Source organism: Solwaraspora sp. WMMA2056, from assembly GCF_030345095.1.
GTDB lineage: Bacteria > Actinomycetota > Actinomycetes > Mycobacteriales > Micromonosporaceae > Micromonospora_E.
This window is the reverse complement of sequence record NZ_CP128360.1, coordinates 2,539,426-2,565,391: the sequence shown is the minus strand read 5'-3', so window position 1 is coordinate 2,565,391 and position 25,966 is coordinate 2,539,426. Positions and strand designations below refer to the sequence as shown.

At 70.7% G+C, this 25,966-nt stretch carries 21 protein-coding genes and 1 pseudogene; 12 read left to right on the top strand and 10 right to left on the bottom strand.

Annotation, left to right across the window (positions count from 1 at the left end; all coding sequences use genetic code 11):
* A complete protein-coding gene (locus tag O7608_RS11775; RefSeq protein ID WP_289209990.1) occupies positions 1-1,530 on the bottom strand; it encodes a class I SAM-dependent methyltransferase in 1,530 nt (509 codons plus the stop codon).
* 64 nt (positions 1,531-1,594) lie between these two features.
* On the opposite strand from O7608_RS11775, the gene O7608_RS11770 reads away from it, so the two are divergent.
* Together O7608_RS11770 and O7608_RS11765 are read left to right on the top strand one after the other, a co-directional pair.
* Positions 1,595-2,113 (top strand): mycothiol transferase, encoded by a 519-nt coding sequence (locus O7608_RS11770; protein ID WP_289209989.1) that lies wholly within the window; start codon positions 1,595-1,597, stop codon positions 2,111-2,113.
* Between the two features lie 104 nt (positions 2,114-2,217).
* On the top strand, positions 2,218-2,889 hold the full coding sequence (locus O7608_RS11765) for a class I SAM-dependent methyltransferase (RefSeq protein WP_289209988.1): 672 nt from the start codon (positions 2,218-2,220) through the stop codon (positions 2,887-2,889).
* A gap of 90 nt (positions 2,890-2,979) precedes the next feature.
* Here O7608_RS11765 and O7608_RS11760 read toward each other — a convergent pair whose 3' ends face one another.
* Together O7608_RS11760 and O7608_RS11755 are read right to left on the bottom strand one after the other, a co-directional pair.
* A complete protein-coding gene (locus O7608_RS11760; protein WP_289209987.1) occupies positions 2,980-3,654 on the bottom strand; it encodes a potassium channel family protein in 675 nt (224 codons plus the stop codon).
* Complete coding sequence (locus O7608_RS11755; protein ID WP_289209986.1) at positions 3,647-5,098, bottom strand: TrkH family potassium uptake protein; 1,452 nt, start codon at positions 5,096-5,098, stop codon at positions 3,647-3,649. The genes O7608_RS11760 and O7608_RS11755 overlap by 8 nt, the downstream gene beginning before the upstream one ends.
* Between O7608_RS11755 and O7608_RS11750 the strand changes: the two genes are divergently transcribed.
* Positions 5,097-6,014, top strand: a complete 918-nt coding sequence (locus O7608_RS11750; protein ID WP_289209985.1) for a potassium channel family protein — start codon at positions 5,097-5,099, stop codon at positions 6,012-6,014. The two genes, O7608_RS11755 and O7608_RS11750, sit on opposite strands and share 2 nt — an antisense overlap.
* 147 nt (positions 6,015-6,161) lie before the next feature.
* Positions 6,162-7,568, top strand: a complete 1,407-nt coding sequence (locus O7608_RS11745; protein ID WP_289209984.1) for a trypsin-like serine protease — start codon at positions 6,162-6,164, stop codon at positions 7,566-7,568.
* Positions 7,569-7,602: 34 nt separating this feature from the next.
* On the opposite strand, the gene O7608_RS11740 is transcribed toward O7608_RS11745, so the two are convergent.
* From O7608_RS11740 to O7608_RS32160, 6 genes and pseudogenes are all read right to left on the bottom strand, one after another.
* Positions 7,603-8,451, bottom strand: a complete 849-nt coding sequence (locus O7608_RS11740) for an LLM class flavin-dependent oxidoreductase (protein ID WP_289210862.1) — start codon at positions 8,449-8,451, stop codon at positions 7,603-7,605.
* 122 nt (positions 8,452-8,573) lie between these two features.
* Entirely contained in the window at positions 8,574-10,646 is a 2,073-nt protein-coding gene (locus tag O7608_RS11735) for an amylo-alpha-1,6-glucosidase (protein WP_289209983.1), read from the bottom strand.
* Positions 10,643-11,071, bottom strand: a complete 429-nt coding sequence (locus O7608_RS11730) for an SCP2 sterol-binding domain-containing protein (protein ID WP_289209982.1) — start codon at positions 11,069-11,071, stop codon at positions 10,643-10,645. The genes O7608_RS11735 and O7608_RS11730 overlap by 4 nt, the downstream gene beginning before the upstream one ends.
* 130 nt (positions 11,072-11,201) lie before the next feature.
* Positions 11,202-11,864, bottom strand: coding sequence for a GNAT family N-acetyltransferase (locus O7608_RS11725; RefSeq protein WP_289209981.1), 663 nt, complete (start codon positions 11,862-11,864; stop codon positions 11,202-11,204).
* Positions 11,865-12,025: 161 nt separating this feature from the next.
* The gene (locus tag O7608_RS32165) at positions 12,026-14,719 is read right to left on the bottom strand and encodes an NAD-glutamate dehydrogenase domain-containing protein (RefSeq protein ID WP_502959213.1); all 2,694 of its coding nucleotides are present in this window, start codon (positions 14,717-14,719) and stop codon (positions 12,026-12,028) included.
* Between the two features lie 53 nt (positions 14,720-14,772).
* Positions 14,773-16,891 (bottom strand): annotated as a pseudogene (locus O7608_RS32160) (NAD-glutamate dehydrogenase); the annotation flags it as partial.
* Between the two features lie 371 nt (positions 16,892-17,262).
* Here O7608_RS32160 and O7608_RS11715 point away from each other — a divergent pair.
* A complete protein-coding gene (locus O7608_RS11715) occupies positions 17,263-19,230 on the top strand; it encodes a penicillin-binding transpeptidase domain-containing protein (protein ID WP_289209979.1) in 1,968 nt (655 codons plus the stop codon).
* A 189-nt stretch (positions 19,231-19,419) separates the two neighbouring features.
* Positions 19,420-20,796 (top strand): helix-turn-helix domain-containing protein, encoded by a 1,377-nt coding sequence (locus tag O7608_RS11710; protein ID WP_289209978.1) that lies wholly within the window; start codon positions 19,420-19,422, stop codon positions 20,794-20,796.
* Here the strand turns inward: O7608_RS11710 and O7608_RS11705 are convergent.
* Positions 20,793-21,356 (bottom strand): NUDIX hydrolase, encoded by a 564-nt coding sequence (locus O7608_RS11705; RefSeq protein ID WP_289209977.1) that lies wholly within the window; start codon positions 21,354-21,356, stop codon positions 20,793-20,795. The two genes, O7608_RS11710 and O7608_RS11705, sit on opposite strands and share 4 nt — an antisense overlap.
* Positions 21,357-21,838: 482 nt before the next feature.
* On the opposite strand from O7608_RS11705, the gene O7608_RS11700 reads away from it, so the two are divergent.
* From O7608_RS11700 to O7608_RS11675, 6 genes are all read left to right on the top strand, one after another.
* Positions 21,839-22,861: a hypothetical protein gene (locus tag O7608_RS11700; RefSeq protein WP_289209976.1), complete on the top strand. Its 1,023-nt coding sequence runs from the start codon at positions 21,839-21,841 to the stop codon at positions 22,859-22,861.
* Positions 22,862-22,999: 138 nt separating this feature from the next.
* Positions 23,000-23,866, top strand: coding sequence for a nucleotidyl transferase family protein (locus O7608_RS11695; RefSeq protein WP_289209975.1), 867 nt, complete (start codon positions 23,000-23,002; stop codon positions 23,864-23,866).
* Entirely contained in the window at positions 23,863-24,117 is a 255-nt protein-coding gene (locus tag O7608_RS11690) for an SDR family oxidoreductase (protein ID WP_289209974.1), read from the top strand. Before O7608_RS11695 ends, O7608_RS11690 begins: the two co-directional genes overlap by 4 nt.
* A 32-nt stretch (positions 24,118-24,149) precedes the next feature.
* Positions 24,150-24,461, top strand: a complete 312-nt coding sequence (locus tag O7608_RS11685; RefSeq protein WP_289207449.1) for a transposase — start codon at positions 24,150-24,152, stop codon at positions 24,459-24,461.
* Positions 24,458-25,384 carry an IS3 family transposase gene (locus O7608_RS11680; RefSeq protein ID WP_289207450.1) on the top strand — a complete coding sequence of 309 codons (927 nt, stop codon included), beginning with the start codon at positions 24,458-24,460 and terminating at the stop codon, positions 25,382-25,384. The genes O7608_RS11685 and O7608_RS11680 overlap by 4 nt, the downstream gene beginning before the upstream one ends.
* A 231-nt stretch (positions 25,385-25,615) precedes the next feature.
* On the top strand, positions 25,616-25,966 hold the full coding sequence (locus O7608_RS11675; RefSeq protein ID WP_289209973.1) for a hypothetical protein: 351 nt from the start codon (positions 25,616-25,618) through the stop codon (positions 25,964-25,966).

Here is a 25,966-nt window from a genome sequence, read left to right as displayed (position 1 = left end):
TCAGCTGTTCACCGGCCGGCGGGCCACCAGCAGCACGTGCGTCACCGGCCAGTCCATCGGCCGGCCGTCGAGGGTGGACAACGATGCGACCGGGGCGAGCCGATGGTCGCCGATCCAGTCGTTGCGCAGCGGCCCGCTGGCCGGGTCGATCTCGAACCCGACGTCGGCCAGCAACGCCTTCCAGTCGGCGTACTCCAGCCCGCAGAACTGCTCCCGGGTCTCGGACAGCCAGTTGTCCGGGTAGTCCTTGCGGGTCAGGAAGTCCATCGCCGCCGCCAGGGTCGTCTCGACGACCTCCGGTGCCCCGTCGACCGGCCGGTGGTCGAACGGGAACGCGAAGTCGACCGCGAACTGGTCCAGCCGGGCCCGGGTGGACAAGCCACGCACGTAGGCGGCGACCTCGCTGGCCGGCCCGTCGGCGAGGTCGGTACGCGGCCCTGGCGGGTTCGCGCCGTCGGCCGTCGACAGCCGCAGCCGTACCGGCCGGTCACCGCCGTCCGGACCGCAGACGTCGCTGTTGATCCACACCCCGCCGGGCACCGTGTGGTCGTAGATGGCCTGCACGAACCGGCGTACGGAGGACAGCTGCTCGCCGTACGACCAGATCTCGTGGGTCAACGCGAACGTCAACGTGGTGTCCACCGACCGGGGCGCGAACACCGCCCCGCCGAGCACGTTGCGCTGGTAGAAGAAGACGTTCGGGTTACGGAAGTAGCCCTGTGCCCGTTTGTGCACGCACTCCTCGTACAGGTGCCGGGCCACCTCGACGCCGATCAGGTCGCTCTCGCGCAGCGCGGGCTCCCGGTCGGCCAACTCGAGCACGGCGCCGGCACCGCAGCCGATGTCGACGATCCGCCCGGGCCGCACATGTTCCCGGACGGCGTCCCATTTGCGCTGCGCCGCCTCGGCGAACGCCTCGGCGTAGCTGCGGTAGTCCCGGGTCGCGGTGAGCCCACCCTCGGCGCCGACGACCGGATCGTTGACCACCGACCGGACGTGCCCGGCCAGGCCGTACCGGTCGAAGACGTCGACGCTCGCCGGATGAGCCAGCTCCCGCCAGCCGTCGTCGTCGCCGGCCAGCCGCAGCAACACGTCCCACGGGCGGTCCGGGGTCGGGTCGACCTCGGCCTCGACGCCGGCCACCGGGAAACCCAGCCGCTCGTACATGGCCGCGACCTCCGGCGTCGAGCAGGCCAGGACCGTGTCCGCCGGGGTCAGTTCCAGCCCGGTCACCGCCGCCACCGTCTTCACGGTGACCTCGGCGAACCGGCCGGTGGCGACCGTGTCGAAGACCGGCACCACCACCGAGCGCAATCCGGTCAGCACGCTGAACCGCTCGATCGCGGCTTCCCGCCGGTGATAGGGCACCGGGTTGCGCCGGGTGTTGCTGTGGTTGGCCGACGTCACCGCCCACACCACCGTCGCCGGTCCGTCGGCGTCGCCCTCGGCGACGGCCAGCCGGGTCAGGTATTCGCCCTGGAATCGGGTGAGAAGGTGGTGGCGACCGGGAAAGAGCAGGTAGCGGGCCATGTGACGTTGATAGCCTACGGCCGCCACGGCCGGCCAGGCAGGGCCCGCGCAGAGGGGAGGCACGGTGCGCACGAGCGAACTGCTGGTGGAGACCTTCGACCGGCTGCCGGACCTGGTACGCGAGGCGGTCGACGGGCTGAGCCCGCAGCAGCTGCGCTGGACCCCGGCACCGGGTGCGAACCCGATCGGCTGGCTGGTCTGGCATCTGACCCGGATCCAGGACGACCACCTGGCCGAGGTACGCGGCGAGCCGCAGGTCTGGACCGGGGGCGGCTGGGCGAAGCGGTTCGGCCTGGACCGGGCCGAGCCGGCCGACACCGGGTACGGCCACACCGCCGCTCAGGTCGCGGCGATCGCCCCGGAGAGCGCGGCGGCGCTGGTCGACTACCACACGGCGGTCGCCGAGCGGACCCGTCGGTTCCTGCACGGCCTGGCCGACACCGACCTGGACCGGGTCGTCGACGACAGCTGGGATCCGCCGGTCACCCTCGGGGTCCGGCTGGTCAGCGTCGCCAACGACGACCTACAGCACGTCGGTCAGGCCAGCTACCTGCGCGGGCTGCTCGGCGACGGCACCGGCTGAGCGGGGGTGTCGACCGGTGCCCCGTTGACACTGCGCGCCATGATCGCCGATCCTGTAGGCTGCCGGTCCACCGGCGCACCCCCCGCGCAGAGGAGCCCCGCCGCATGTCCGTACCCGTGTCCGAGACCGCCGCCACGTCGCAGCCCGGACCGGCGGCGCAGCCCGGGCAGGTGCCGGCCGCGCGCCGCAGCGGTGACGCCGGGACGTTCCTGCGCGAGTTCCTGCGCGCCCCGACCCGCATCGGCGCGGTCGCCCCGAGCTCCCGGCGGCTGGCCGAGGCGATCACCGCCCCGATCCCGGAACGCGGTGCCCCGGTCGTCGTCGAGCTCGGCCCCGGCACCGGCGCCTTCACCGGCGTCATCCAGGACCGCCTCGGCGGCCGCGGCCGCCACCTCGCCGTCGAGCTGAGCCCGACCCTGGCCGACCTGCTCGCCGACCGGCACCCGCAGGTCGAGGTGATCACCGGGGACGCGGCGCAGTGCCGGTCCCTGGTCACCGCCCGTGGAGTGGACGCCGCCGACGTGGTGGTCAGCGGGCTGCCGTGGGTGTCGTTCCCGCGTGACCTGCAGCTGGCCGCGCTCGACTCGGTGTGTGACGTGCTGACCCCGGACGGGGCGTTCACCACCTTCGCGTACGTGCTGACCGCGCAGACCCCGCCGGCCCGCCGGTTCCGCCAGCTGCTGCGGGACCGCTTCGAGGAGGTGGTGATGGGCCGTACGGTGCTGGCCAACCTGCCGCCGGCCTTCGTCTACCACGCCCGCCGCCCCCGCCGGTGACCCTACGGCCGGATTAGGTGGGTAGGTCCCCCGTCGCCCGGCGGGTCAGTCGCCGTCGCCCGGCCGGGCAGTCCGCCGTCGCCCGGCGGGTCAGTCCGCCTCGGCGAACCGCTCCACGTCGTTGATGGTCCCGATCACCAGGATGAGGTCGCCGTACATCAGCACGGTGTCCGGGGTGGCGTAGGTGAACTTCGCCCTGGCCCCGTGCGCCTCGCTCTTGACCGCCACCACCGTCACCCCGTACCGCGACCGCACCCGCGACTCGCGCAGCGGCACGCTGACCACCTCCTGCGGCGGGGTGGTCTTGACCATCGCGAAGTCGCGGTCGACCTCGACGTAGTCGAGCAGCCGGCCGGTCAGCAGGTGGGCGACCCGCTCCCCCATGTCGTGCTCGGGCAGGATCACGTGGTGGGCACCGATCCGTTCCAGGATCCGGCCGTGCTGGCGGCTGATCGCCTTCGCCCAGATGTCCGCCACTCCCAGCTCGGACAGCAGCGAGGTGGCCAGGATGCTGGCCTGGATGTCGGTGCCGATGCCGACCACCGCCCGGTGGAACTCGCCCACCCCCAGCTGCCGGAGCGCCTCCAGGTCGGTGGCGTCGGCGGTGGCCAGGTGCGGCAGCTGCCCGCTGAAGCCCTGGGTGGTCCTCGGGTCGCCGTCGATGCCGAGCACCTCGGTGCCCCGGGACGTCAGCTCCATCGCGAGCGCGCCGCCGAAGCGGCCCAACCCGATCACCACGACCGGTTCGTTGCGTTTCTCAGCCAACGATGATCCTCTCCTCTGGCAGTTCGTAGCGTCGGCTCCGCTCGCGCAACGCGAGCGCCGACGCGACGGTCAACGGGCCGATCCGGCCCATGAACATCAACCCGATCAGCAGCAGGTCCGCCGCCGGTGGCAGTCCGGCGGTGATGCCGGTGGAGAGCCCGACCGTGGCGAACGCCGACACCACCTCGAACAGCACCTGGTCCAGCGTGAAGCGGGTCATCGCGAGCAGGGCGAACGTCGCCACCGCCACCGCGCCGAGCGCCAGCAGCAACACCGCGAGGGCCTGCCGCTGGTTGCCCGCCGGCACCCGGCGGGCGCCGACGTTGACCTGGGTCTCGCCGCGCATCTCGGCCCAGAGCACGAACGCCAGCAGCCCGACGGTGGTCACCTTCACCCCGCCCGCGGTGCCGGCGCTGCCGCCGCCGATGAACATCAGGATGTCGCTGAGCAGCAGACTCTCCGGACGCATCCCGGCGATGTCGACGCTGTTGAACCCGGCCGTGCGGGTCATCACCGAGGCGAAGAAGCCGGCCAGCAGCTTCTCCGGGGCGGACAACGGGCCGAACGTCGCCGGGTTGCGCAACTCCACCAGGGTGAACAACACCGTGCCGAGCACCAGCAGACTCACCGTCAGCACCACGGTGATCCGGGTCAGCACCGACCAGCAGCGCGGTTCGCGCCAGGACCGCAGCAGCTCGAACACCACCGGAAAGCCGAGGCCGCCGACGATCACCGCGACCGCGACCGCAGTCATGATCCAGGGGTCGGCGACGAACCCGATCAGGCTGTCGGCGTACAGGGCGAAGCCGGCGTTGTTGAACGCCGAGACCGCATGGAAGATCCCGTGGTACGCGGCCCGGCCCCACGCGTAGTCGTAGCCGAGCGCGAACCGGGCGGTCAGCACGACCGCCACCGCCGCCTCGACCACCAGGCTGAACAGCACGATGTTGCGCACCACCCGACGGACGTCGCGCACGCTCAGTGCCTTGGTCTCGGCCTGGGCCAGGAACCGCGCCCGCAGACCGAGCCGCCGGGACAGCAGCACCGTCAACAGGGTGGCCAGGGTCATGATGCCCAGTCCGCCGACCTGGATCAGGCCCAGGATGACCAACTGACCGAAGGTGGACCAGTAGCCGGCCGTGTCGACCACGACAAGGCCCGTCACGCAGACCGCCGAGGTCGCGGTGAACACGGCGTCGACCAGCGACGGCGAGGTCCCGTCGCGGGTCGCCACCGGCAACATCAGCAGGGCCGTGCCGATCAGTACGGCAATGGCGAACCCGCCGGCGATCACCTTCGCCGGGTGGTGCAGCCGGTCGGCACCACGACGCCACATCGGCCGCCGCCACCGGCCGTGGCGGCCGGCCCGCCGCGCCCCGGCCGGCTGGTCGGGTCGTCGGCCGCTGATCAGCCGGTTGCCGCCATGAGGCAGCCTGTTCGGCATGTCTCTCCATGATCCGGGGACCGGCCTCCGTAGCGAGGACCGGGTCGCCAGCTGGGAACGCCGCAGCGCGGCCGGGTTGACCGTGCTCGCCGTGGCGTTCCTCGTCGTCTACGCCGCGCCCATTCTCTACCCGCAACTGCCGCCGCGCTGGCGTGCCGTGTGTGTCGCTGCCAACATCGCGATCTGGCTGCTGTTCTGGGTCGACTACGCCGTCCGGCTGTGGCTGGCCGACGACCGGTGGCGGTTCGTCCGCGGTCACGCGTTCGACCTGGTCGTGCTGCTGCTGCCGGTGCTGCGGCCGCTGCGGATGCTGCGACTGGTCACCGCCGTGCTCACCCTGACCCGGCGTACCGAGATCTGGGCGCGCGGCCGGTTGGCGCTCTACGTCGGCTCGACCACGGTCCTGCTGGTGATCGTCTCCGGGCTGGCGGTGCTCGACGCCGAGCGGGCCGATCCGGACGGGGCGATCAACAGCTATCCGGATGCGCTCTGGTGGGCGGTGGTGACCATCACGACCGTCGGCTACGGCGACTACTTCCCGGTCACCACCACCGGCCGGTTCGTCGCCCTGGCCCTCATGATCGGCGGAATCGGCCTGATCGGTTTCGTCACCGGTTCCCTGGCCAGCTGGATCGTGGAGCGGATCTCCACCGCCTCGGCGGAGGCGGAGGCGGCGGAGGACGAGGCGGGTGCGACGGAGGCCGCCGGTGCGGGCTCGGCGGCGGAACGCACGGCCGCCGAGGCGGGTACGGCGCCGGCCACCCGGGCGGACGTCGCCGCGCTCACCGCGCAGCTGGTCGAACTGCGGGCCGAGGTCGCCGCGCTGCGGGCCGACGTCGGCGGGCCCGCCTCGGTACCGCAACAGCAGCACCGGACGGCGGACGCTACGCCGGCGACGCCACCCCTCTCAGATTGACCATCACGCCGTCTACCCAATTCGTGCCACAACACCGACGGTGATCGTCCGGACGCGTCCGGAAACTCCACTCTGGTCGACAACAGCCCACGGGCCCACCCTCCCCGGGTGACACCCCCGTCGGCCCGTCGATTCCGGAGTACCGCCATGCGACAGCACCACCGACCGACCCGAGGCCCGTCCCGACACCGGCTGGCCACCCCGCTGGCCGCCGTCCTGCTCGCCGGACTCACCCCACTGCTCACCCCCGGCCCGGCCCAGGCCATCGTCGGCGGCCAACCGGTCGCCGCCGGCGACTTGCGCTTCGTCGCCGAAGTGCGCAACACCGCCGTCGGCGGACTCTGCACCGGCAGCCTCGTCCACCCCGGCTGGGTGCTCACCGCCGCCCACTGCGCGGCGCCGACCTCCGTCGGCGACGTGACCGTCCGGGTCGGCAACACCACCGCCGGCACCGGCGGCGAGCTCCGCCGAGTCCACCGGATCGTGGCCCACCCGCAGTACATCGGCGGTCACAACGACCTGGCACTGCTGGAACTCAGCTCGCCGATCACCAGCATCACGCCGGTGCGGCTGACCACTCCGGCCGAGGTGCACCTGTCCGACGGTGTACAAGGCGGCCCGTTCACCCCGTACGACCAGGGCATCGCCGTCGGCTGGGGACGCGACGGCGCCGGGAACCTGCCGTCGCGGTTGCCGTTCGTCGGCGTCTTCATCACCCCGTCACAGCCGGACAGCCTGGGCATCAAACGGCTGATGGTCGACCGGGGGCCCTGCCAGGGCGACAGCGGCGGCCCGCTGCTGGTCTCCGCCGGCGGCACCTACGTGCAGGCCGGTGTGTTGAAGGCGGCCAGCTGCACCGGGGCCGCCTCCTACAGCGAGGTCGGTGCCGGCGGCAACCGGACCTGGCTGCTCAGCCAGCTCACCGCCGTGCCGTACACGCCGTTCGGGACGGTCGACTGGGACGGTGACGGCCACGCCGACATCCTCACCCGCAACGACACCACCGGCGACCTCTGGCTCTACCCCGGACAGAGCAAGCGCGGCTACTCCACCGCCACCCCGGTGCGGCTGAGCACCGGCTGGGCCGGATTCACCCCGTACGGGGCAGCGGACTGGGACCGTGACGGCAACCCCGACATCGTGGCCCGCCAGGACGGCACCGGACAGCTGTGGCTCTACCCCGGCACGGGCACCCGTGGACCGGCCGGCACCCCCCGGGTGCTGATCGGTTCCGGCGCCAACGCCCACAGCCCGTTCGGGCTCGTCGACTGGGACCGCGACCGCCACGTGGACCTGATCAGCCGGGACAACGACACCGCCGATCTATGGCTGTACCCCGGACAGAGCGTCCGCGGCGGGTCCACCGTCCCACGGGTCCGGATCGGCAACGGCTGGCGCGGCTACACCGCCTTCGGCACCGTCGACTGGGACCGCGACGGCCACGCCGACATCGTCACCCGCAACGACGCCACCGGCGACCTCTGGCTCTACCCCGGACAGAGCAACCGTGGCTACTCCACCGCGACGCCGGTGCGCATCAGCTGGGGCTGGTGACCAACTGAGCGACGATTGAGCGCCCCGGGCCGGGTCAACCGGTCCGGGGTCGTCCGCGCAGGGACGGCAGCACGTCGGTGGCGACCTCGACGAGGACCCGCTCGTCGCCGGCGTACCAGCTGCTGCGGCGCGGCCAGTGGGTGATCACGTCGGTGAAGCCGAGCCCGGCGGCCCGCTCGACGGCGTCGGCGAAGAACCCGGCGCTGCTGAGCGAGAAGACCGGCGCGGAGTCCAGCGACAGGTAACGGCGCAGATCCGCCGGATCCCGGTCGACCTGGTCGAGGGTCGCCGTACACCGCTCGGCCAGGCGGGCCACCGACGCCCACCACGATTCCAGGTCGTCGAAGTCGGTGCCGGTGGTCACCCAGCCGGCGCCGAACCGGGCCGCCAGGGCCAGCGACCGGGGGCCGTTGGCGGCCAGCACGAACGGCACCCGGGGCCGCTGCCGGCAGCCGGGGGTGCTGCGGGCGTCCACCGCCTGGTAGTACCGGCCCTGCCAGGTGACCCGGTCGGTTCGCAGCAGCAGGTCGAGCAGTTCGACGAACTCGGCGTACCGGTCGACGCGGGCGCGCGGCGTCAGCGGCGGCGTACCGAGGACGGTGGCGTCGAAGCCGAGCCCGCCGGCACCCACCCCGAGCAGCACCCGGCCGTCGGAGATGTCGTCCAGGGCGGTGATCTCCCGGGCGAAGTGCACCGGGTGCCGGAAGTTCGGTGACGAGACCAGAGTGCCCAGCGCAATCCGATCCGTGACGGTCGCGGCGGCGGTCAGCGTCGGCACCGCGTCGAACCAGGGCCCGTCGACCAGGTCCCGCCAGCCCAGATGGTCGTACGTCCAGGCGTGGTCGAAACCCCACTGCTCGACCTGCCGCCACCGGTGCGCCATCACCGACCACGGCTCGTCCGGCAGAATGACGATCCCTACTCGCACAGCCACGACATCGACCCTAAGCCCGACCCGGTCCACGGGCCGGGCCGGGGCTCAGGTCGGGCCGGGCCGCAGGGTGGTCAGGCGCTCTGCCGGCGCGAGGTGCGGTTCAGGTCGATGCGGCCCCGGCCGAACGCGTCGATGTGCCCCCACCTGCCGGGAATGTCGAGCAGTTCGATGCGGCCCAGGCTGATCGGCAACGCCGGGTCGACGACCAGATGCTCGCCCTGCGGCTCCAACCCGAGCAGGGTCCGCAGCAGCAGCAGCGTCGCACCGGTCGACCAGGCCTGCGGACTGCAGGAGGTCGGATACTCCACCGGGTACTTCGTCAACGCCCGGTCGTAGCCGCCGAACGCCTCCGGCAGCCGGCCGTTGAAGTACTGCGCGGCGTTGATGATCCCGTCGGCGATCCGGGCCGACTCCTCCAGGAACCCGTACCGGCGCAGCCCCCAGGCGATGAACGAGTTGTCGAACGGCCAGACCGTGCCGACGTGGTAGCCGATCGGGTTGAACCGGCCCTCCCCCTCAGCCAGGGTCCGCACCCCCCAGCCGGAGAACATCTGGGGGCTGACCAGGTGCTTGGCGAGCTTCTTCGCCTTGCCGACGTCGACGATCCCGCTCCACAGCAGGTGGCCGATGTTCGACGACAACGCGTCGACCTGACCGCCCTCCGGGTCCAGCGCGAGCGCGAAGTACTCGCCGTCGGCAACCCAGAAGTCCCGGTTGAACCGGCGCTTGAGGTCGGCGGCCTCCCGCTCCAACTGGTCGGCGTACGCCGGATCCTTCCAGACCTGCCGGGCCAGCCGGGCACCGCGCACCTTGGCGTCGTAGGCGTACCCCTGCAGCTCACAGGTGGCCCGGGGAAACCCGGGCAGCCGCCCGTCGCGGTAGCAGATGGAGTCCCAGGAGTCCTTCCAGCACTGGTTCTCCAGACCGGTGTCGGTGTTGCGCCGCTCGTACCAGACGTAGCCGTTGCCGAGCAGGTCGCCGTAGGTGTCGATCCAGTGCAACGCCCGCCGGGCCTCGGACTCCAGCGCCCGCACCAGTTTGACGTCGCCGGTCCACCGCTCGTACTCGTCGAGCAGCACCACGAACAGCGGCGTCGAGTCGGCCGCACCGAAGTACGGAGTGTGCGGCTGCTCCTCGAACGCCGACGACTCGCCGTACCGGATCTCGTGCAGGATCTTGCCCGGCTCCTCGTCCCGGAAGTCGTCGAGTTTGCTGCCCTGCAGCGCGGCGAGCAGTTTCAAGGTGGCCGAGGCCAGCTCCGGAGCGAACGGCAGGGTCTGCAGGCTGGTGAAGATGCTGTCCCGGCCGAACATGGTGGCGAACCAGGGCACACCGGCCGCCGGCACCGACTGCCCGCCGAGCGACAGCGGGGTGTAGCGCAGCGCGGCCAGGTCGACCAGGCTGCGCTTGTACGTCGAGGCCAGCGGTTCGCAGTCGCAGGCCAGCCGGGGTGCCCGGGCGATCCACTCGTCCAGGTCGCGGCGCATCTCCGGCTTCGGCCGGTCGAAGTGCTGACCGAGCAGCCCTTCCCGCAGGTCCCGCCCGTCCGGCCCGATCGCGGTCGTCTTCACCTTGATGTGGGTCACCCACTGGCCGTGCGGCTCGACGACGATCTGGAACGCCAGGCCGTGCTCGTCGATGCGGGCCGGCTCGCTGCTGGAGATGATCGTCTCCCGGTGGAAGCTCTCCCGCTGGTAGCCCAGCCGCAGGCAGTCCCGGTCGACGTGGGCGTAGTGCTTGCCGACCTTGTTGCGGACGTCCTTGATCTCGAACAGGTCGGCGAAGTCGGCACCCGCCTCCAGCCGTACGGTCAGCTCCATCGGCTCCTGGGCGTGGTTGAGGATGGTGATCTCCTCGTCGAAGCTGCCGCCCACCCACCGTTGCCGGATCACCGACAGTTCGGCGTCGACGTAGTGCGTCGGTTCCCCCGGCACCAGGAAGAACCGCGCCTCGAAGTACTGCAGGTCGTCGACCGACAGCGAGGAGAGCCGTTGCCCGTCGATGGTCAGCTGCCACTTCGACAGGAACCGGGTGTCGAAGGAGAACAATCCGGTCGGTGCCGCCGGCGAGGCGTCGATGTCGCCCTGGCTGTCACTGACCACGAACGTGTTGCCGTCCAGGATGCTGACCATTCCCTCGGTCATGACTCCGTCCTCTCCCGCCGGGCGTACGCGCGCGGATCATGAGCGCCGGGTGGGCCGGGCATCATCCGTTCGATCAGGATCAGCAGCCGGAGATCGCCGAGGACCAGGATCTGCCCGCGCAGCATCGCCGCCATCGGGTTGATCTCCCCCCGCGCCATCGCCTCGAAGATCACCCCGTCGGTGCGCAGCACGCATTCGGCGTCGCGGTGTTCACGGGACAGGGTGGCGACCCCGTCGTTGAGGGTGACCAACCAGTAGTCCACCTGCTCGTCGTGGGCCAGGTCGAAACGGACGGTGCCGGTTATCTGACGCAGCAGGGCCGCGTTCTCCTTGTGGCCGAGCCGGTCGAAGAACTCCGCCGTGGCCGGCATCGCGCCCGCCGACCCCGGCTGGTTCGCCTGTACCCGCTGCCTTGTCTGCGGCATGATCCGCTCCCTCCACCCACGGGCAGAGTCGCCGAGGAACGGGTGGCCCGGCATCGCCCGTACCGGGTGAACCGCCCCCGGACGGGAGAAGACAGCGGCACCAGCCAGCACCGGGACGGTGGCCGGGGCGTCAGTCGGCGGAGATGCCGTACGCCGACCAGCCCCGGTCGCGGAATCCCGCCGCCGAGGCGACCTTCGCTGACGCGGCGTTGGTCGCGTCGTGCAGGTAGGTGGGAACCGCCCCGTCGTCGAGCACCCGCCGCGCCGCCTGGGCGACCAGTCGGCGGGCCAGGCCCCGACCGCGCGCGGCCGGGGCGGTACCGACGGCGATCTCCTGACCGTGGGCGTCGTGACGCTTGATCCCGACGCCGGCCAGGAAGGTCCCGTCGGCGTCCCGGGCCACCAGGACCGCCTGGGGGAACAGCCGCAGCCACGGCGGCAGCGAGTCGTCGGTGGGATCGATCCAGTCGCCGGCGTCCGGCAGCGGCGCCGGTGCCAGGCAGTACCGGAACACCGCCCGGTGGGCCTGCCAGCCCGCGTAGCCGACCGCCGCCGGCAACTTCGCCAACAGGTCGTTGACCGGCAGGTCGGCCAACGCCCGCACCGCCTCGACCTTGTCCGGCGGTACCGACAGCACCGCGCCGCCGGGGGCGCCGACGCCGACCACCGGGCGGGGTCGGCCGTCCCAAGCGGGCTCGACCCGGCGTTGCGAACCCACCACCTGCAACGCCCGCCCGGCCGGCCACTGCCCCAGCCAGCTGACCAGGTGGTGGTAGAGGCGCTTGTCCAGCATCCTGCCTCCTGACCCCGCGCGGTGGCCCACGCCGGCACCGCCCGCCGTACCGGCACCGCCGCGCCAGGCACCGCCCGCCGTACCCGACAGACCCGGCCCGGTCCGCCCGCAAGACTTCGCCCTGCCCTGCCAAAATTATGCAGCCTCTGCGGCTGTCGTGGTCAGCTCGCCGAAGATGTCCGGACCAACGTGCGGATCTGACGCAGCAGAACGGACAACGCGGCGAGATCAGCCGGTGAGTGGGCGAAATCCTCCATCGCCCGCCGGACCCGGGCCACCGCGCTGGCGTTGTCCTGCTCCCACTGTTCGGCCCGGTCCTCCACCGACAGCTGTGCCGACGTGGCGGTGAGCACCTCCACGGTGAGCGCGGCCAACGCCGCGTACAGGTCGTAGCGCAGCGCCGTACGGGCCAACGTCTGCCACCGGTCCTCCCGGGGCAGCAGGGAGATCTTGCTCAGCAGCCAGTCCACCCGGAACCGTTCGGAGAGCATGAAGTACACCGAGGCCACCTCGGTGACGTCGGCTCCGGTGTCGGCGGCGGTCTCCACCACGTCGAGCAGGCCGAAGCTGTACATGATCCGGGTGGCCCGGTCGGCGAGGTCCGCCGGCAGCCCCCGGTCGACCATCGTGGCGACGTGTGCCCGCAGCGACTCCCGCTCGTCGCCGCGGAAGAAGCTGCCCAGCTGCGGCAGCAGCCGGGACACCCCGTCGCGCAGCCGGGCCGTCTCCTCCGGCACGTCCAGCGGCGACTTGCGGTTGGTGACCAGCCACCGCACCGCGCGGTCGAGCAGTCGGCGGCTCTCCAGGTAGACCGACACCTGCGACTCGGTGCTGACCACGGTGTCCAGCGCGTCGATGCCGGCCCACAGCTCGTCGAGGCCGAACACGTCACGGATCACGACGTAGGCGCGCAGCACGTCGGCGGCCGACGCCCCGGTCTCCTCCATCGTCCGGTAGACGAAGGACATGCCGCCCCGGTTGACGGCCTCGTTGACCAGGCTGGTCACCACGATCTCGCGGCGCAGCCGGTGGTCGGCCATCCGGGCGGCGTACCGCTCGCGCAGCGGGGTCGGGAAGTAGTCGACGAGCACCCGGTCGGTCCACGCCTCGTCGGGCAGCCCGTCGGCGAGCACCTGCCCCTCGACGGCGATCTTCGTGTAGGCGAGCAGCACCGCGAACTCGGGCAGGGTCAGCCCGTCCGCGTCGGCGCGGATCCGTTCGGCCAGGTCGTCGTCGCTGGGCAGCGCCTCCAACTCCCGGTCCAGCTGGCCGGACTGCTCCAGGTCGGTGATCATCCGCCGGTGCACCGGCAGCAGCGACCGGGCCTGGGCGCAGGCGTTGGCCAGCGCCCGCGCCTGGTCGTAGTTGTCCCGCAGCACCAGCGCGGCGACCTCGTCGGTCATCTCGACCAACAGTTCGTCGCGCTGCGCCACGGTCAGTTCGCCGTCGGCGACCGCGCCGCCGAGCAGGATCTTGATGTTGACCTCGTGGTCGGAGCAGTCCACCCCGGCCGAGTTGTCGATGAAGTCGGTGTAGCTACGCCCGCCGGCGCGGGCGTACTCGATCCGGCCCCGCTGGGTGAGCCCCAGGTTGCCGCCCTCGCCGACCACCCTGGCCCGCAGCGACCGGCCGTCCACCCGGATGGCGTCGTTGGCCTTGTCGCCGACCTCGGCGTGGGATTCGGTCGACGCCTTGACGTAGGTGCCGATGCCGCCGTTGAACAGCAGGTCGACCGGGGCGCGCAGGATCGCCCGGATCAGCTCCGGCGGGGAGAGCACGTCGACGGCGTCGTCGAGGCCGAGCGCCGCGCGGACCTGCCGGCTGACCGGCACCGACTTCGCGGTACGCGGATACACGCCCCCGCCGTCGGAGATCAGTGCCGGGTCGTAGTCGGCCCACGACGAGCGCGGCAGCTCGAACAGCCGCCGCCGCTCGGCGAAGGAGGTGGCCGCGTCCGGGTCCGGGTCGAGAAAGACGTGCCGGTGGTCGAAGGCGGCGACCAGCCGGATGTGCTCGGACAGCAGCATCCCGTTGCCGAACACGTCGCCGGACATGTCGCCGATGCCGACGGCAGTGAAATCCTGTCGCTGGATGTCCACCCCGAGGTCCCGGAAGTGCCGTTTCACCGACTCCCAGGCACCCCGGGCGGTGATGCCCATCTTCTTGTGGTCGTAGCCGGCCGAGCCGCCGGAGGCGAACGCGTCGCCCATCCAGAAGCCCCGGGCCTGGGAGATCGCGTTCGCCACGTCGGAGAAGGTGGCGGTGCCCTTGTCGGCGGCGACCACCAGGTACGGGTCGTCGCCGTCGTGGCGGACCACCGCCGGCGGCGGCTCGATGCGCCCACCGACGATGTTGTCGGTGACGTCCAGCAACGCGGAGATGAACTGCTGGTAGCAGGCCACCCCTTCGGCCTGCACCGCCTCCCGGTCCGGTGGGTGCGCCGTCGCCCGGCCCCGCGCCGTACCGCCGGGCTGCTTCACCACGAAGCCGCCCTTGGCGCCGACCGGAACGATCACCGCGTTCTTCACCATCTGCGCCTTGACCAGGCCGAGCACCTCGGTACGGAAGTCCTCCCGCCGGTCCGACCAGCGCAACCCACCCCGGGCGACCTCACCGAAGCGCAGGTGCACGCCCTCGAAGCGGGGCGAGTAGACGAAGATCTCGTACGCCGGCCGGGGCGCCGGCAGCTCCGGCACCGCCTGCGGGTCCAGCTTGATCGCCACGTACGGCACCGGCCGGCCGTCGGCGCCGCGCTGGTAGAAGTTGGTCCGCAGGGTGGCCAGGATCAACGTCAGGTAGCTGCGCAGAATCCGGTCCTGGTCGAGGCTGTCCACCTCGTCGAACTGCCGGCCGATGGCCGCGACCAGTTCCTGCCCGCGCAGCCGACGGCGGTCGTCGTCGACTTCCGGCGTCGGCGCGAACCGGCACTCGAACAGGTCGATCAGCAGCCGGGTGACCACCGGGTAGGCGACGAACGTGGCCTCCATGTACTCCTGGGAGAAGACGGTGCCGGCCTGGCGCAGATACTTCGCGTACGCCCGCAGCACCACCACCTGTCGCCAGGTCAGCCCGGCGCGCAGCACCAGTTCGTTGAACCCGTCGACCTCCGCCTCGCCGCGCCACGCCGCCGAGAACGCGTTCTCCACGTGTGGGCGTACCTCGGCCAGCGCCCAGGCACCGACCGGCAGGCGCAGCCCGAAGTCGTACAGGTAGATCAGCTGGTCGGCGCGGTCGATCTCGTACGGCCGCTCGTCGACGACCTGGACGCCGAGGGAGTGCAGCACCGGCAGCACGTCGGAGAGGACCATCGGTTCGCCGTACCGGTAGACCTTGAACCGCACGTCGCGTTCGTCGCCGCCACCGCCCGGCGGGCGGAACAGGTGCATCTCCAGCTGGCCCGGCTCGTCGAGCAGCTCCAACTTGGCCAGGTCCTGCACCGCCTCGTACGCGGAGTGCTCCTCCTTGTAGCCCTCCGGGTAGGCCTCGGCGTAACGCCGGTGCAGCGACTTGGCCGACTCGTCGCCGAGTTTGCGCTCCAGCACCAGCCGGAAGTCGTCCTCCCACAGCCGGGTGGCGTCGGCGAGCAACTCGGCCAGCCGGTCCGGGTCGAGCGCGGCCGGCGGCGCGGCCGGGTCGGTACGCACGATGAAGTGCACCCGGGCCAGCATCGACTCGGTGACCCGGGTGGTGTAGTCGACGCCGACGCCGTTGAGCTCGCGCAGCAGGATCTGCTGCATCCGCAGCCGGTTCTGCGTGGTGAACCGGTCCCGGGGCAGGTAGATCAGGCAGGACAGGAACCGCCCGTACCCGTCGGGGCGTAGGAACAGCCGCAGCTGGCGGCGGCCGGCCATCCGCAGTACGCCGAGCACGGCCTGGTAGAGGTCGTCGGTGCGGATCTGGAACAGCTCGTCGCGCGGGTAGGTCTCCAGGATCTGCAGCATGTCCTTGCCGGAGTGGCTGCGTGGGCTCAGCCCGGAGCGTTCCAGCACCTCGGCGACCTTGCGCCGGACCACCGGCAGCTCCTGCACGCTGGTGCGGTACGCGGCGGTGGAGAACAGGCCCAGGAACCGCCGCTCGCCGACCACCTGGCCGGCGGCGTCGAAGGTCTTGAACCCGATGTAGTCGAGGTAGGCGGCCCGGTGCACGGTGGCCCGCGAGTTCGCCTTGGTGATCACCAGCAGCCGCTGTTCCATCGCCTTCGCCGCCGCCTGCGGGGTCATCGACGCCAGCGGTCGGGGCCGGGTCTGATCCTGACGCAGGATGCCGAGCCCGCTGCCGAGCACCGCGACCAGTGCCTTGTCCCCGTCGCCGCTGTCGACCAGGCGGTACTCGCGGTAGCCGAGGAAGGTGAAATGGTCGTCGGCCAGCCAGCGCAGCAGCTCGACCGAGTCGGTCACGTCCTTGTCCGGTACGGGCAGCGCCTGCTGGTCACGCCCGGTCGCCTCGACGAGCTCGTCGGCCAGGGCCAGGGCCCGTCGGCGCATCTTCGGCCAGTCCTCCACCGCCTCGCGGACGTCGGTGAGGACCCGCTTGAGGTCACGGCGCAGCCGGTCCCGGTCGACGGCGTCGCGCACCGGGTCCAGCTCGATGCGGATCCAGCTCTCCACCAGGTCGCCGTCGATCGCGTCGTCGGGCTCGACGTCGGCGGCCACCTCGGTCAGCTGACCCAGCGGCTCCCGGCGGACCACCACCAGCGGGTGGACCAGCAGCTGCACATCCAGGTGCCGCTCGGTGAGCAGCGCGGTCACCGAGTCGACCAGGAACGGCATGTCGTCGGTGACGATCTCGATCACGGTGTGCGGCTGGCCGTCACCGGGTGGGGTCAGTCGCAGCTTCAACTCGCCGGGCAGGCGGCTGCCGGCGAGCTCGCGGTGCGACCGGGCGGCGGCGATCATTTCCTGCGGGGTGTAGCCGACCAGTTCCTCGTCGGCGGCGAACCGCCAGAAGCGGTCGACCAGGGAGGCGGTGTCGTGGTCGGTGTCGGCCAGCGACACGGCCTGCGCGATCAGCCGTTCCGCGCTCGGCATCGGGTCGTCGAGGCCGGTGTCGTCGCTGTCGTCGGCGACCGCGGCGAGGGTCGTCTCCGGCGGTGGGAACGTCCGTGGGGTAATGGTGCGCTTCGTCTTCGTCGCCGGACGCCGGTTCATTGGTGCAGACTCCCCTCGCCCCACCACGCTGTGGGGTCAACCTTCGCCAAGCCTATTCCCCAGGGATCGGTCATCTGACGGCAGATGGGCCCGACACCGTCGACTTGGTGACACCATTTCGGTACTTTGTGTGATAGGTCCTCGTCGCGGCGGGGCGTGGGTCACTGCCGCCCGGCCAGGGGCAGCGGACGCATGCGTCGGGGTACTACGGTGCGTGGAGTCCGCCATGCGTCCGGAAGGGGACCGCCCGCATGCGTCATCAGGCAGCGCACCAGCCCCGTCGCGCGTACCGCTGGGGTCGCCGGCCGGTCGCGGTCGCGGCGGCGGTGCTCACCCTGACCACCGTGCTGACCGCCTGCTCGTCCGACGACGGACCGGAAGCCACGGTCGACGCCTTCATCGAGGGCTGGCAGCGCGGCGATCTGTCGGCGATCGGTTTCATCACCCCGGCCGGTCAGCGGGTGCCGGCCACCCAGGTCACCGAGGAGCTGACCGCGCTGGTCGGCGACCTGGACGACAGTCCGCCGCAGCTGCGCCGCGACGGCGACGCCCCGGTCACCGAGGACATCGCCACCGGCACGGTGACGGTCGAGTGGACGCTGCCGGGTGAGGTGCGGTGGAGCTACCCCACGTCGGTACGGCTACGCCGGGGCGCCGACGACGCCTGGCAGATCATCTGGAGCCCGGAGATCGTCCACCCGCAACTGGACAGCGGCGACCAACTGGCGGTGAACCGCATCGCGCCGGTCCGTGGATCGGTCCTCGACGGGGCCGGGCAGCCGATCGTGGCGCCCCGCGCCGTCGTCGTGGTCGGCGTCCAACCGAGCGAGGTCGACGACCCGGCCGCCCTGGTCACCGCGCTCGACACCGCGTTCCGCGCGATCCGCCCGGCGCTGGACCCGCCGATCGACGTCGCGGGGCTGTCCGACCGGCTCACCGCCGCGCAGCCGGACGCCTTCGTCGAGGTGGTCACCCTGCGCGAGGAGGCGTACCAGCAGATCCGGGACCGGATCTACGACCTGCCCGGCACCAAGTTCCGCCGCGAGGAACGCGACCTGGCCCCGACCCGGGAGTTCGCCCGCGCGCTGCTCGGCACGGTCGACCCGGTGCAGCGGCAGGACATGGAGGCACACCCCGGCCGGTACGAGATCGGCGACCTCGTCGGGCACGGCGGGCTGCAGGGCACCTACGAGGAGCGGCTACGCGGCGTACCGGGCTACTCGGTGCAGATCGTCGGCACCGCCCCGGACGGCACCCAGTCCAGCGGCGACGTGCTGTTCCGCGCGGACGCCCAGCCGGGCGAGGCGCTGCGGACCACGCTCGATGTGCGCACTCAGACCGCCGCCGACGCCGCGCTGGCCGGGGTCTCCCGGCGCAGCGCCCTGGTCGCGATACGGATCAGCGACGGCGCGTTGCTCGCCGTCGCCAACGGCCCCGGCGGCGGTACGGAGAACCTGGCGTTCACCGCCCAGGTCCCGCCCGGATCGACGTTCAAGATGGTCAGCACCCTCGGCCTGCTCGAAGCCGGCGCGGTCGGCCCGAACGACCCGGTCGACTGTCCGAAGACGGCCACCGTCGACGGCCGGACGTTCACCAACGCCAACGGCTTCGAGCTGGGGCGGGTGCCGATGCGGACGGTCTTCGCCGAATCCTGCAACACCACCTTCGCCAACCTGGCACCGAAGTTGGGGGCCGACGGGCTCGCCGAGACCGGCCGGCTGCTCGGGCTCGAAGGTCAGTGGCGGCTGGGCGTGCCGGCGTTCACCGGTACGGTCTCCACCGGCGGCCCACCGGCCGAGCGGGCCGCCGCCGCGTTCGGGCAGGGCACCACGGTGGTCAGTCCATTGGCGATGGCCGGTGCGACGGCGGCGGTCGCCCGGGGGCAGTGGCGTCAGCCGAAACTGATCTCGGAGCCGGCCCCGCCGACCCCGGAGCCGGACGGCCCGCAACTGGACACCGGTGCCGTCGAGGCGCTGCGCTCGATGATGCGCGACGCGGTCACCGTCGGCACCGCCGAGGCGCTGCGGGACGTGCCGGGCGATCCGGTGCACGGCAAGACCGGCACCGCCGAGTACGACGACGACCCGGCCAACACCCACGCCTGGTTCGTCGGCTGGCAGGGTGACGTGGCCTTCGCCGTCTTCGTGGAGCAGGGCGGGTCCGGCTCCGGTCAGGCGGTGCCGATCGCCGAGACCTTCCTGCGTGGCCTCGCCGGCTGACCCGCTCGGTGTCGTACTCCACCGTCGTTGCCTCGGACGGCACTGGCCAAAGTCCAGATTGCTCCTAATTGGTAGTCCACTTCGGTTAGATGCTCCACGACTACGATTCAACGAGTACTGTCAAGGTACGTCTTAGCTCCGGCAAAACCAATCGGCCAATCGTGACCTCATTTCCGAGGAGAGCGTGCCATGCCGCGACAGCTCGTTGTCGTCGATCCGGCCTTCGGGCCGCGCTTGAGGTCGCTACGCGAGGAGCGGGGCCTGTCGCTTCGCCGGCTCGGGCAGCTGGTCCACTGCTCCCACGGATACCTCTGGGATCTCGAGGCCGGCGGCAAGCGGCCCAGCGCGTCCGTGGTGGCGCTGCTCGATACGGCGCTCGGTGCCAACGGCGAGTTGTCCGCCCTGGTGAGCGAGGTGTCGGCTGACAGCGGCGAACTGGTCACGGGTCCCGCTGAGCCGGGCCCCGACGCGGCGGTGGGATTAGACTTCCCGCAGGACTGGCGACACAGCGCGGAGGTCGCGGCAGAGCTGTGGCGGGGAGATATGCAACGGCGAGATCTCCTGATGGGTGCGGGATTCAACGCGGCGGCGTTCCTGACGCCGGCGCTCCGCTGGCTGACCGCTCGACTCGAAGAGGAGCCTGTCGGCCACGGTGACAGGCTCGTTGGTGAACCTCACGTCGAGACGATCCGGCATATCTCCGGCGTCTACCGGTCGCTCGACAACCGTTATGGTGGCGGCCACGTCCGTGAGGGGTTGGTCCGGTTCCTTGATACCGAGGTGGCTCCGCTCCTGCGTGGTCGGTACGACGCCCGCACCGGTATCGCGCTGTACTCGGCGGCGGCCGAGGCCACCCAGCTCGCGGGCTGGGCGTCGTACGATGCTGGGCTGAACGGCTTGGCGCAGCGGTACATGGTCCAGGCGCTACGGCTCGCCACAGCCGCAGGCGATCGCCCGCTGGGCGCGGAGATCCTCGCGGCGATGAGTCACCAGGCGGCCTACTTGGGGGCGTCGGCAGAGGCGGTCGACTTGGCGCGTGCCGCAGGTCGCACGGCGGCCGAGTCCGGGATGGCTGCGATCCAGGCGGAATCCGCAGTGCTGGAGGCGCAGGGCCACGCCGTGGGCGGCGACGAGGCGGCCTGTACGGCAGCGCTCGACCGCGCTGAACGCGCCTTCGACCGCGCGGAGAACACGAGCAACCCACAGTGGATCGGCTACTTCGACGAAGCGTATCTCTCGGCCAAGTTCGGACACTGCTTCGCCGCGCTCGGCCGAGGCAAGCTCGCGGCCCGGTTCGCGGTGCGGTCGTTGGAGATGGACGGCAGCGCCTATGCCCGCGGCAAGCAGTTCAACCTGGCGTTGTTGGCGCTTGCCCACGTGCAGTCCGGTGAGCCGGAGCAAGCCGGCGCGGTGGGGGTGCAGGCAGCACAAGCCGCCGAGAGTCTGAGCTCCGAACGGGCGCGCGCATACCTCGCCACTCTCGCGGACCGCCTCACGCCGTACGCCGGGCTGCCGACGGTGCAGGAGTTCTCCGCGCGCGTACGGCCGCTACTCCAAGCCGCCTAAATTCGCCCTGTCGCTTTGGCCAGCAGCACGGCGAGCAGACCGGCGACAGACCCCGCACCGACGATCTCCCCGGCCTGGATCCGTTGCTCTACCTCGGCCAGCGGGATCCAACCGATTCGCGCAGTCTCGTTGACGTCAGGCACGGTGCCCGTGGGGTCTGCCCCTCGGGAAAGGTAGATGATGTTCTGCTGATCGATGGTGCCGACCATGGGCTGGAAGCCCAGCAGCGGCTCCATGGTCCTGGGCCGCCAGCCGGTCTCCTCCTCGACCTCCCGCGCCGCACAGACGACGGGGTCCTCGTCGTGGTCAAGGTAGCCGCCCGGCAACTCCCAGACCCACCGGTCGATGATGAACCGGTGCCGCCACATCATCAGCACGCGGTCGGCATCGTCCAGCACGATCACCATCGCGGCGGACGGCACCCTGAGTACGTACTGCTCGAACCGGACGCCGTCGGGTAGTTCGACATCGGCGACGCTCAGCACGGCACGCCTCGTGTCGTCGATGACCCGCTCGTCATGGATCGTCCACTCACTTGCCCGCCGAGCACCGGTACTCATATGCCGCACCCTATCGCCGCTTCGCTGGCCCCCGCGCGTCGTGGCTGCCCGGTGTCGGCTGACACCGGCTGACGGAGAACCACTTCAGCTGATCTATCGGCGTGACCAACCTGTTCATCGAGGGATGCGAACGGCGAGCCGTTGAGTCCCGGTGACGGCGACGGCAGGCGACGTCGATGGAAGCGACACGCACGACGTGCCCGCCACACCACCCATTGAACAAATGACCTTGGAGGAACCGTGGCGACGTATCTCGGCGGCGGGCAGCTGGAGGAGGCGCAGGCCGTCCTGACGCAGCACGTGGTGTCGTGCGCCGATGGGAGGTGCCTGGCTTGCGGAACGCTCGGACCGTGCGCGGCGCACGAACGGGCGGCGCGGGTGTTCAGCCTGTCTGCACACCTGCCTCGGCGTACGCCTGGAGCGTCTCGTCCTGAGCTGTCCGGTGCCCGCACGGCTGGCTCGACGCGCTCGTGGTGGACCAAATGAACGCCCCGTCCCTGGCCGCACCGTCTGACAGATGGTCGCCCGATCAGCTGTACGCGTTTCTTCGGGACGAATCACCATCGGCGAACATGCAATGGCGGCGGTGGTGCGTCGACCTGCTCCGCGCCGACCGCCTCGGCCCGGCGGAACTGTCCGAGTGGTGGACGGTGATCACACAGTTCGACCCGGTGCTCGCCAACTACGCCAGCCAGCCGGTCGACGTACCCGGGGGCACTGTCGTCGTCGCCGGCAGCGGAAAGGAGCAGTACAAGACCTTCAACGTCAGCACTGCGGCCGGGATCCTCGCCGCCGCCGCCGGGACCCGCGTCGTCAAGGGAATCTCGCGATCGGTATCCGCGGTCTCCGGAGCCGCCGACGTCCTGGATCTCCTCGGCATACGACCGGTCAGCCAGCCAACGGGCATTCCTGAAGTGCTGGAGCGTTACGGCATTGCTTTCGTCGGCTACCCAGTCTTTTGCCCTCGCTACGCAGACCGGTACGACGACGTCTTCGACACCCTGAATCCGGCAAGTTTCTTCATGCCAGTCGCCGCTCTCTGCGTCCGCGCGAGCAGCTACCTGCTCGGCCTGGCGCACCGCGACGTCACGCTCGCGGCCGCAGCGCTACAGAGAATCAGGCCAGAACTCGCCCTCGGCGTCGTCACCTGCACGGAGCTCTCCCCCGGCGAGACCGTCGACGAGTACGCCGGCGTTGGTCAGGCGCGGCTGGCCCGTCTCACCGACGGGCTAATCACCTGCGGCATCCATCAGGGCACCGAGCCGACGTCCTCATGGCGTCAGGCCGTCGCGCACCAACCCACACATGCCGGGAACGCCGCGCTCGTCACCGCTGCGCTCGCCCCCGGAGACGACACGGCCGCAACCATGCTGGTCGAGCTGAACGCCGCGCTCGTCGTGGGAGCAAGCGGAGTCGACATCGACGAAGCGAGCGCCCGGGTTCGTCACGCTCGCCGCTCCGGTAACGCCATGCGGCTGCTGACCATGCTCACCGACCTCAGGTAGAGGAAGCCAGACATGCCACCAGCGTCAATAGATCTGCGATCGGCCGAGGTCTTGGCCGAAGAGCTCGGGCAAACCGCAGCCCGATTCGCCCACGCTGACAACGCGCTCACGGTCCTGGACCCATACAAGCGCCAGTCGATGTCTGTCGTGACCGGCTTCGGTCCGACGAACGCACCGACCGCAGGCACCCTGTCGGTCATGCTCGGCATCGTCGAGTTGCAACGCCGACTCGGCGCGCCGATGACCGTCGTCATCTCGGACCTCGGCGCGTGGAACTCCCGCAACGTGCCCTGGCAGACGCTGGTCCAGGTCAGGGACCAGATGTCCGCGTTCCTCGTCGCGATCGGCCTGGACCGGGACGCGGCCGAACTGCGGTCTCACCTTGACCACGCCAACCTGATCCGTGCCGGGAGGGTGGCCCGTTACCTGTCTCGGGCCGACTTCCAGGAGCACCGGGAAAGCCTGTTGGAGCTGTACGCCGACCACGGGCTGCTCGGCAGTGAGACTGGAGTGGTCGTCGACTCGCTGTACACGGTCGCCGACATTCTCGGCCCTTTCGAGGGCGGCGCAGGTGACGTCCTCATGGTCTCCGGCGTGGAAGAGTCCTACTTCACCGACCTGGCCCGGCTGGTGCTGCACCGGCAGGCCGGTGCCGGCGATTTGAGTCTCGGTTGGCAGGGCGGGATCGGCGCCCTGTATTTCCGGGTCCTTGAAGGACTGGCCGGCTACCCGAAGATGTCCAAGAGCATCCCGGCGTCGAGCATCCATCTGAACATGACTCCGGCCGAGATCACCGACCGGGTGATGCGCGACGACGAGGCCAGCCAGGCACCGCTGCTGTCGGCCATCGAGCTGAGCAGCGGCTGGGACGCCACGGACATCACCCGCGCCCGTGAGGCGTTCGCCGATCGGCTGCTCCGGCCAGGCCCCTGGCGCCAGGCACGCCGAGAGTACTGCCGCTCCTTCACCCAGTTCGCCGAGACCTGGCAGTGGTGCACTCGATGAGCCCACTCCTTGTCCTGCTCGGCGCGTCCGGACGCCTTGGTCGTGCCATTGCGCCGCTGGCCGTCGCAGCCGGTTTCACCGTCGTCGCCGTCGCGCGAAGCCGCCCAGCGGACCAGGCATCCGCCGACGCGCATTGGATTCTCGCGGATCTGACGGTTGCCGAGCACCGCGCCCGCGTTGCCGTCACGACGGCCATCCTTGCCGCCTCTCGCGGTCGGGTTGAGGTCCCCCCGGTTTCACGGAGCTTCTGATCGTGGTCTGATGGCCATGGGAGGAGGCATTCGTGCCAGCACCGAAGAAGTACCCCGATGAGCTGCGTGCTCGTGCTGTCCGGTTGTATCGGGAGTCGGATCCGAAGCCGGTGATCCGTCGGCTGGCTGACCAGCTCGGCGTGCATCACGAGGCGCTGCGCAACTGGATCCGTCAGGACGAGGCCGACCAGGGTCAGCGCGGTGATCGGCCGACGACGGACATGGTTGAGGAGAACCGGCGGTTGCGGCGGGAGAACACCGAGTTGCGCAGGGCGAACGAGATCTTGAAGGCCGCGTCGGTGTATTTCGCCCAGGAGCTCGACCCGACCCGGCGTCGGTCATGAGGTTCGTTGACGAACATCGTGGCCGTTACGCGGTCGCGCTCCTGCTACGGGTCCTGAACATCACCGCGTCGACGTACTACGGCTGGCGCGACAAGACGGTCCGGCCGTGTGATCGGGCTGAGGTCGACCGGGCGTTGTTGTCCAACATCCACGAGATCTGGGTCGCGTCGGGGCACACCTATGGCGCGGACCGGGTGCATCGGCGGTTGGCGCGGGACGGTGTCCGGGTCGGCCGTAAGCGGGTGGAGCGGCTGATGGCCGGCCAGGGTTGGCAGGGGGCGTTCCTGCGACGTGGCTGGCGGGGCGGGTCCACGAAGCAGGACCCGCGGCACACTCCGGCACCGGACCTGGTCAACCGGGACTTCACCGCGTCGGCGCCGAACCGGTTGTGGGTTGCCGACGCGACCCGGATCCCGTGCGGTCAGGGTGTGTTCTGGCTGGCGGCGGTCCGGGACGCGTTCTCGAACCGGATCGTGGGGTGGAAGACCTCCGATCGGTGCGACACCGACCTGATCCTCGGCGCGTTGGAGTACGGGATCTGGTCGCGGGATGTGCGGGATCAGGAGTTGATCCACCACAGCGACAAGGGGTCGAACTATACGTCGTTCCGGTTCGGGCAACGGTTGGCGGACAACGGGATTCTGCCGTCGATGGGTTCCACTGGGGATAGTTATGACAACGCTCTGATGGAGAACTTCTTCTCGACGTTGAAGACCGAGTTGGTGTACCGGACGTCGTGGCGGACCCGCGACGAGGCCGAGAACGCGATCTTCACCTACATCGACGGGTGGTACAACCCTCGTCGGATCCAGCGTGACCTCGGCTACCTCAGCCCGGACGAGTACGAGACCGCCTGGGCGTCGACACGAATCGATCAGCCAGACTCGAACGGAACCATCCCGGCGCCGACCGGCGTCAGGTAACCACCGCTCCACGAAAGCGGGGGGACCTCAGAGGTCACCCTACGTCGAGATCCGGCCAGTTGCCTCGTCTCCATCGCACAGAACGCACCGCGTGCCGCCCCACGGGCACGCATGCTGGTCCTGGCAGCCGGCGCCGGTACACCGCGACTGTTGGCCCGAGCCGGGATCCGGCACACGCTCCGCACCCGGCGCATCGCCTGGGGACGGCAGGCCGGCACCCGCGTACGGAGCTTGACCTACTGGCTGGACGGCGACCTCCTCGCCCTCAGTCCAGATCTCGGGGGCACCCGTGTTGGCCTGCCCGCAGTCGACGGCCAGTATGGACCGGCCGAGGAAGAACATGCCCGGCTACAGACCGCCCTCCACCTGCGCGGAGTTCAACGGCCCGGCCGTGACCTCAGCCTGCTGTGGGGCACCGTGTGCGAGCCGGCCAGCCCGCAGGCCGACCCATCGAGCCTGGTCGTCGATCTCAGGAAACCACCAACCGGCTGGACCCCAGCGGCCAACCTGCTGGTCGCGCTGCCCGGCAAATGGACGACCGCCTGGCACTGCGCCGATCAGGTAGTCGACGCACTCGTTTGA

Excerpts from the sequence above, each read along its gene's own strand:
- O7608_RS11775 (WP_289209990.1), bottom strand. The coding sequence starts at position 1,530 with ATGGCCCGCTACCTGCTCTTTCCCGGTCGCCACCACCTTCTCACCCGA.
- O7608_RS11765 (WP_289209988.1), top strand. The coding sequence starts at position 2,218 with ATGTCCGTACCCGTGTCCGAGACCGCCGCCACGTCGCAGCCCGGACCG.
- O7608_RS11750 (WP_289209985.1), top strand. The coding sequence starts at position 5,097 with ATGTCTCTCCATGATCCGGGGACCGGCCTCCGTAGCGAGGACCGGGTC.
- O7608_RS11755 (WP_289209986.1), bottom strand. The coding sequence starts at position 5,098 with ATGCCGAACAGGCTGCCTCATGGCGGCAACCGGCTGATCAGCGGCCGA.
- O7608_RS11745 (WP_289209984.1), top strand. The coding sequence starts at position 6,162 with ATGCGACAGCACCACCGACCGACCCGAGGCCCGTCCCGACACCGGCTG.
- O7608_RS11740 (WP_289210862.1), bottom strand. The coding sequence starts at position 8,451 with ATGGCGCACCGGTGGCGGCAGGTCGAGCAGTGGGGTTTCGACCACGCC.
- O7608_RS11735 (WP_289209983.1), bottom strand. The coding sequence starts at position 10,646 with ATGACCGAGGGAATGGTCAGCATCCTGGACGGCAACACGTTCGTGGTC.
- O7608_RS11730 (WP_289209982.1), bottom strand. The coding sequence starts at position 11,071 with ATGCCGCAGACAAGGCAGCGGGTACAGGCGAACCAGCCGGGGTCGGCG.
- O7608_RS11725 (WP_289209981.1), bottom strand. The coding sequence starts at position 11,864 with ATGCTGGACAAGCGCCTCTACCACCACCTGGTCAGCTGGCTGGGGCAG.
- O7608_RS11715 (WP_289209979.1), top strand. The coding sequence starts at position 17,263 with ATGCGTCATCAGGCAGCGCACCAGCCCCGTCGCGCGTACCGCTGGGGT.
- O7608_RS11710 (WP_289209978.1), top strand. The coding sequence starts at position 19,420 with ATGCCGCGACAGCTCGTTGTCGTCGATCCGGCCTTCGGGCCGCGCTTG.
- O7608_RS11705 (WP_289209977.1), bottom strand. The coding sequence starts at position 21,356 with ATGAGTACCGGTGCTCGGCGGGCAAGTGAGTGGACGATCCATGACGAG.
- O7608_RS11700 (WP_289209976.1), top strand. The coding sequence starts at position 21,839 with ATGAACGCCCCGTCCCTGGCCGCACCGTCTGACAGATGGTCGCCCGAT.
- O7608_RS11695 (WP_289209975.1), top strand. The coding sequence starts at position 23,000 with ATGTCTGTCGTGACCGGCTTCGGTCCGACGAACGCACCGACCGCAGGC.
- O7608_RS11690 (WP_289209974.1), top strand. The coding sequence starts at position 23,863 with ATGAGCCCACTCCTTGTCCTGCTCGGCGCGTCCGGACGCCTTGGTCGT.
- O7608_RS11680 (WP_289207450.1), top strand. The coding sequence starts at position 24,458 with ATGAGGTTCGTTGACGAACATCGTGGCCGTTACGCGGTCGCGCTCCTG.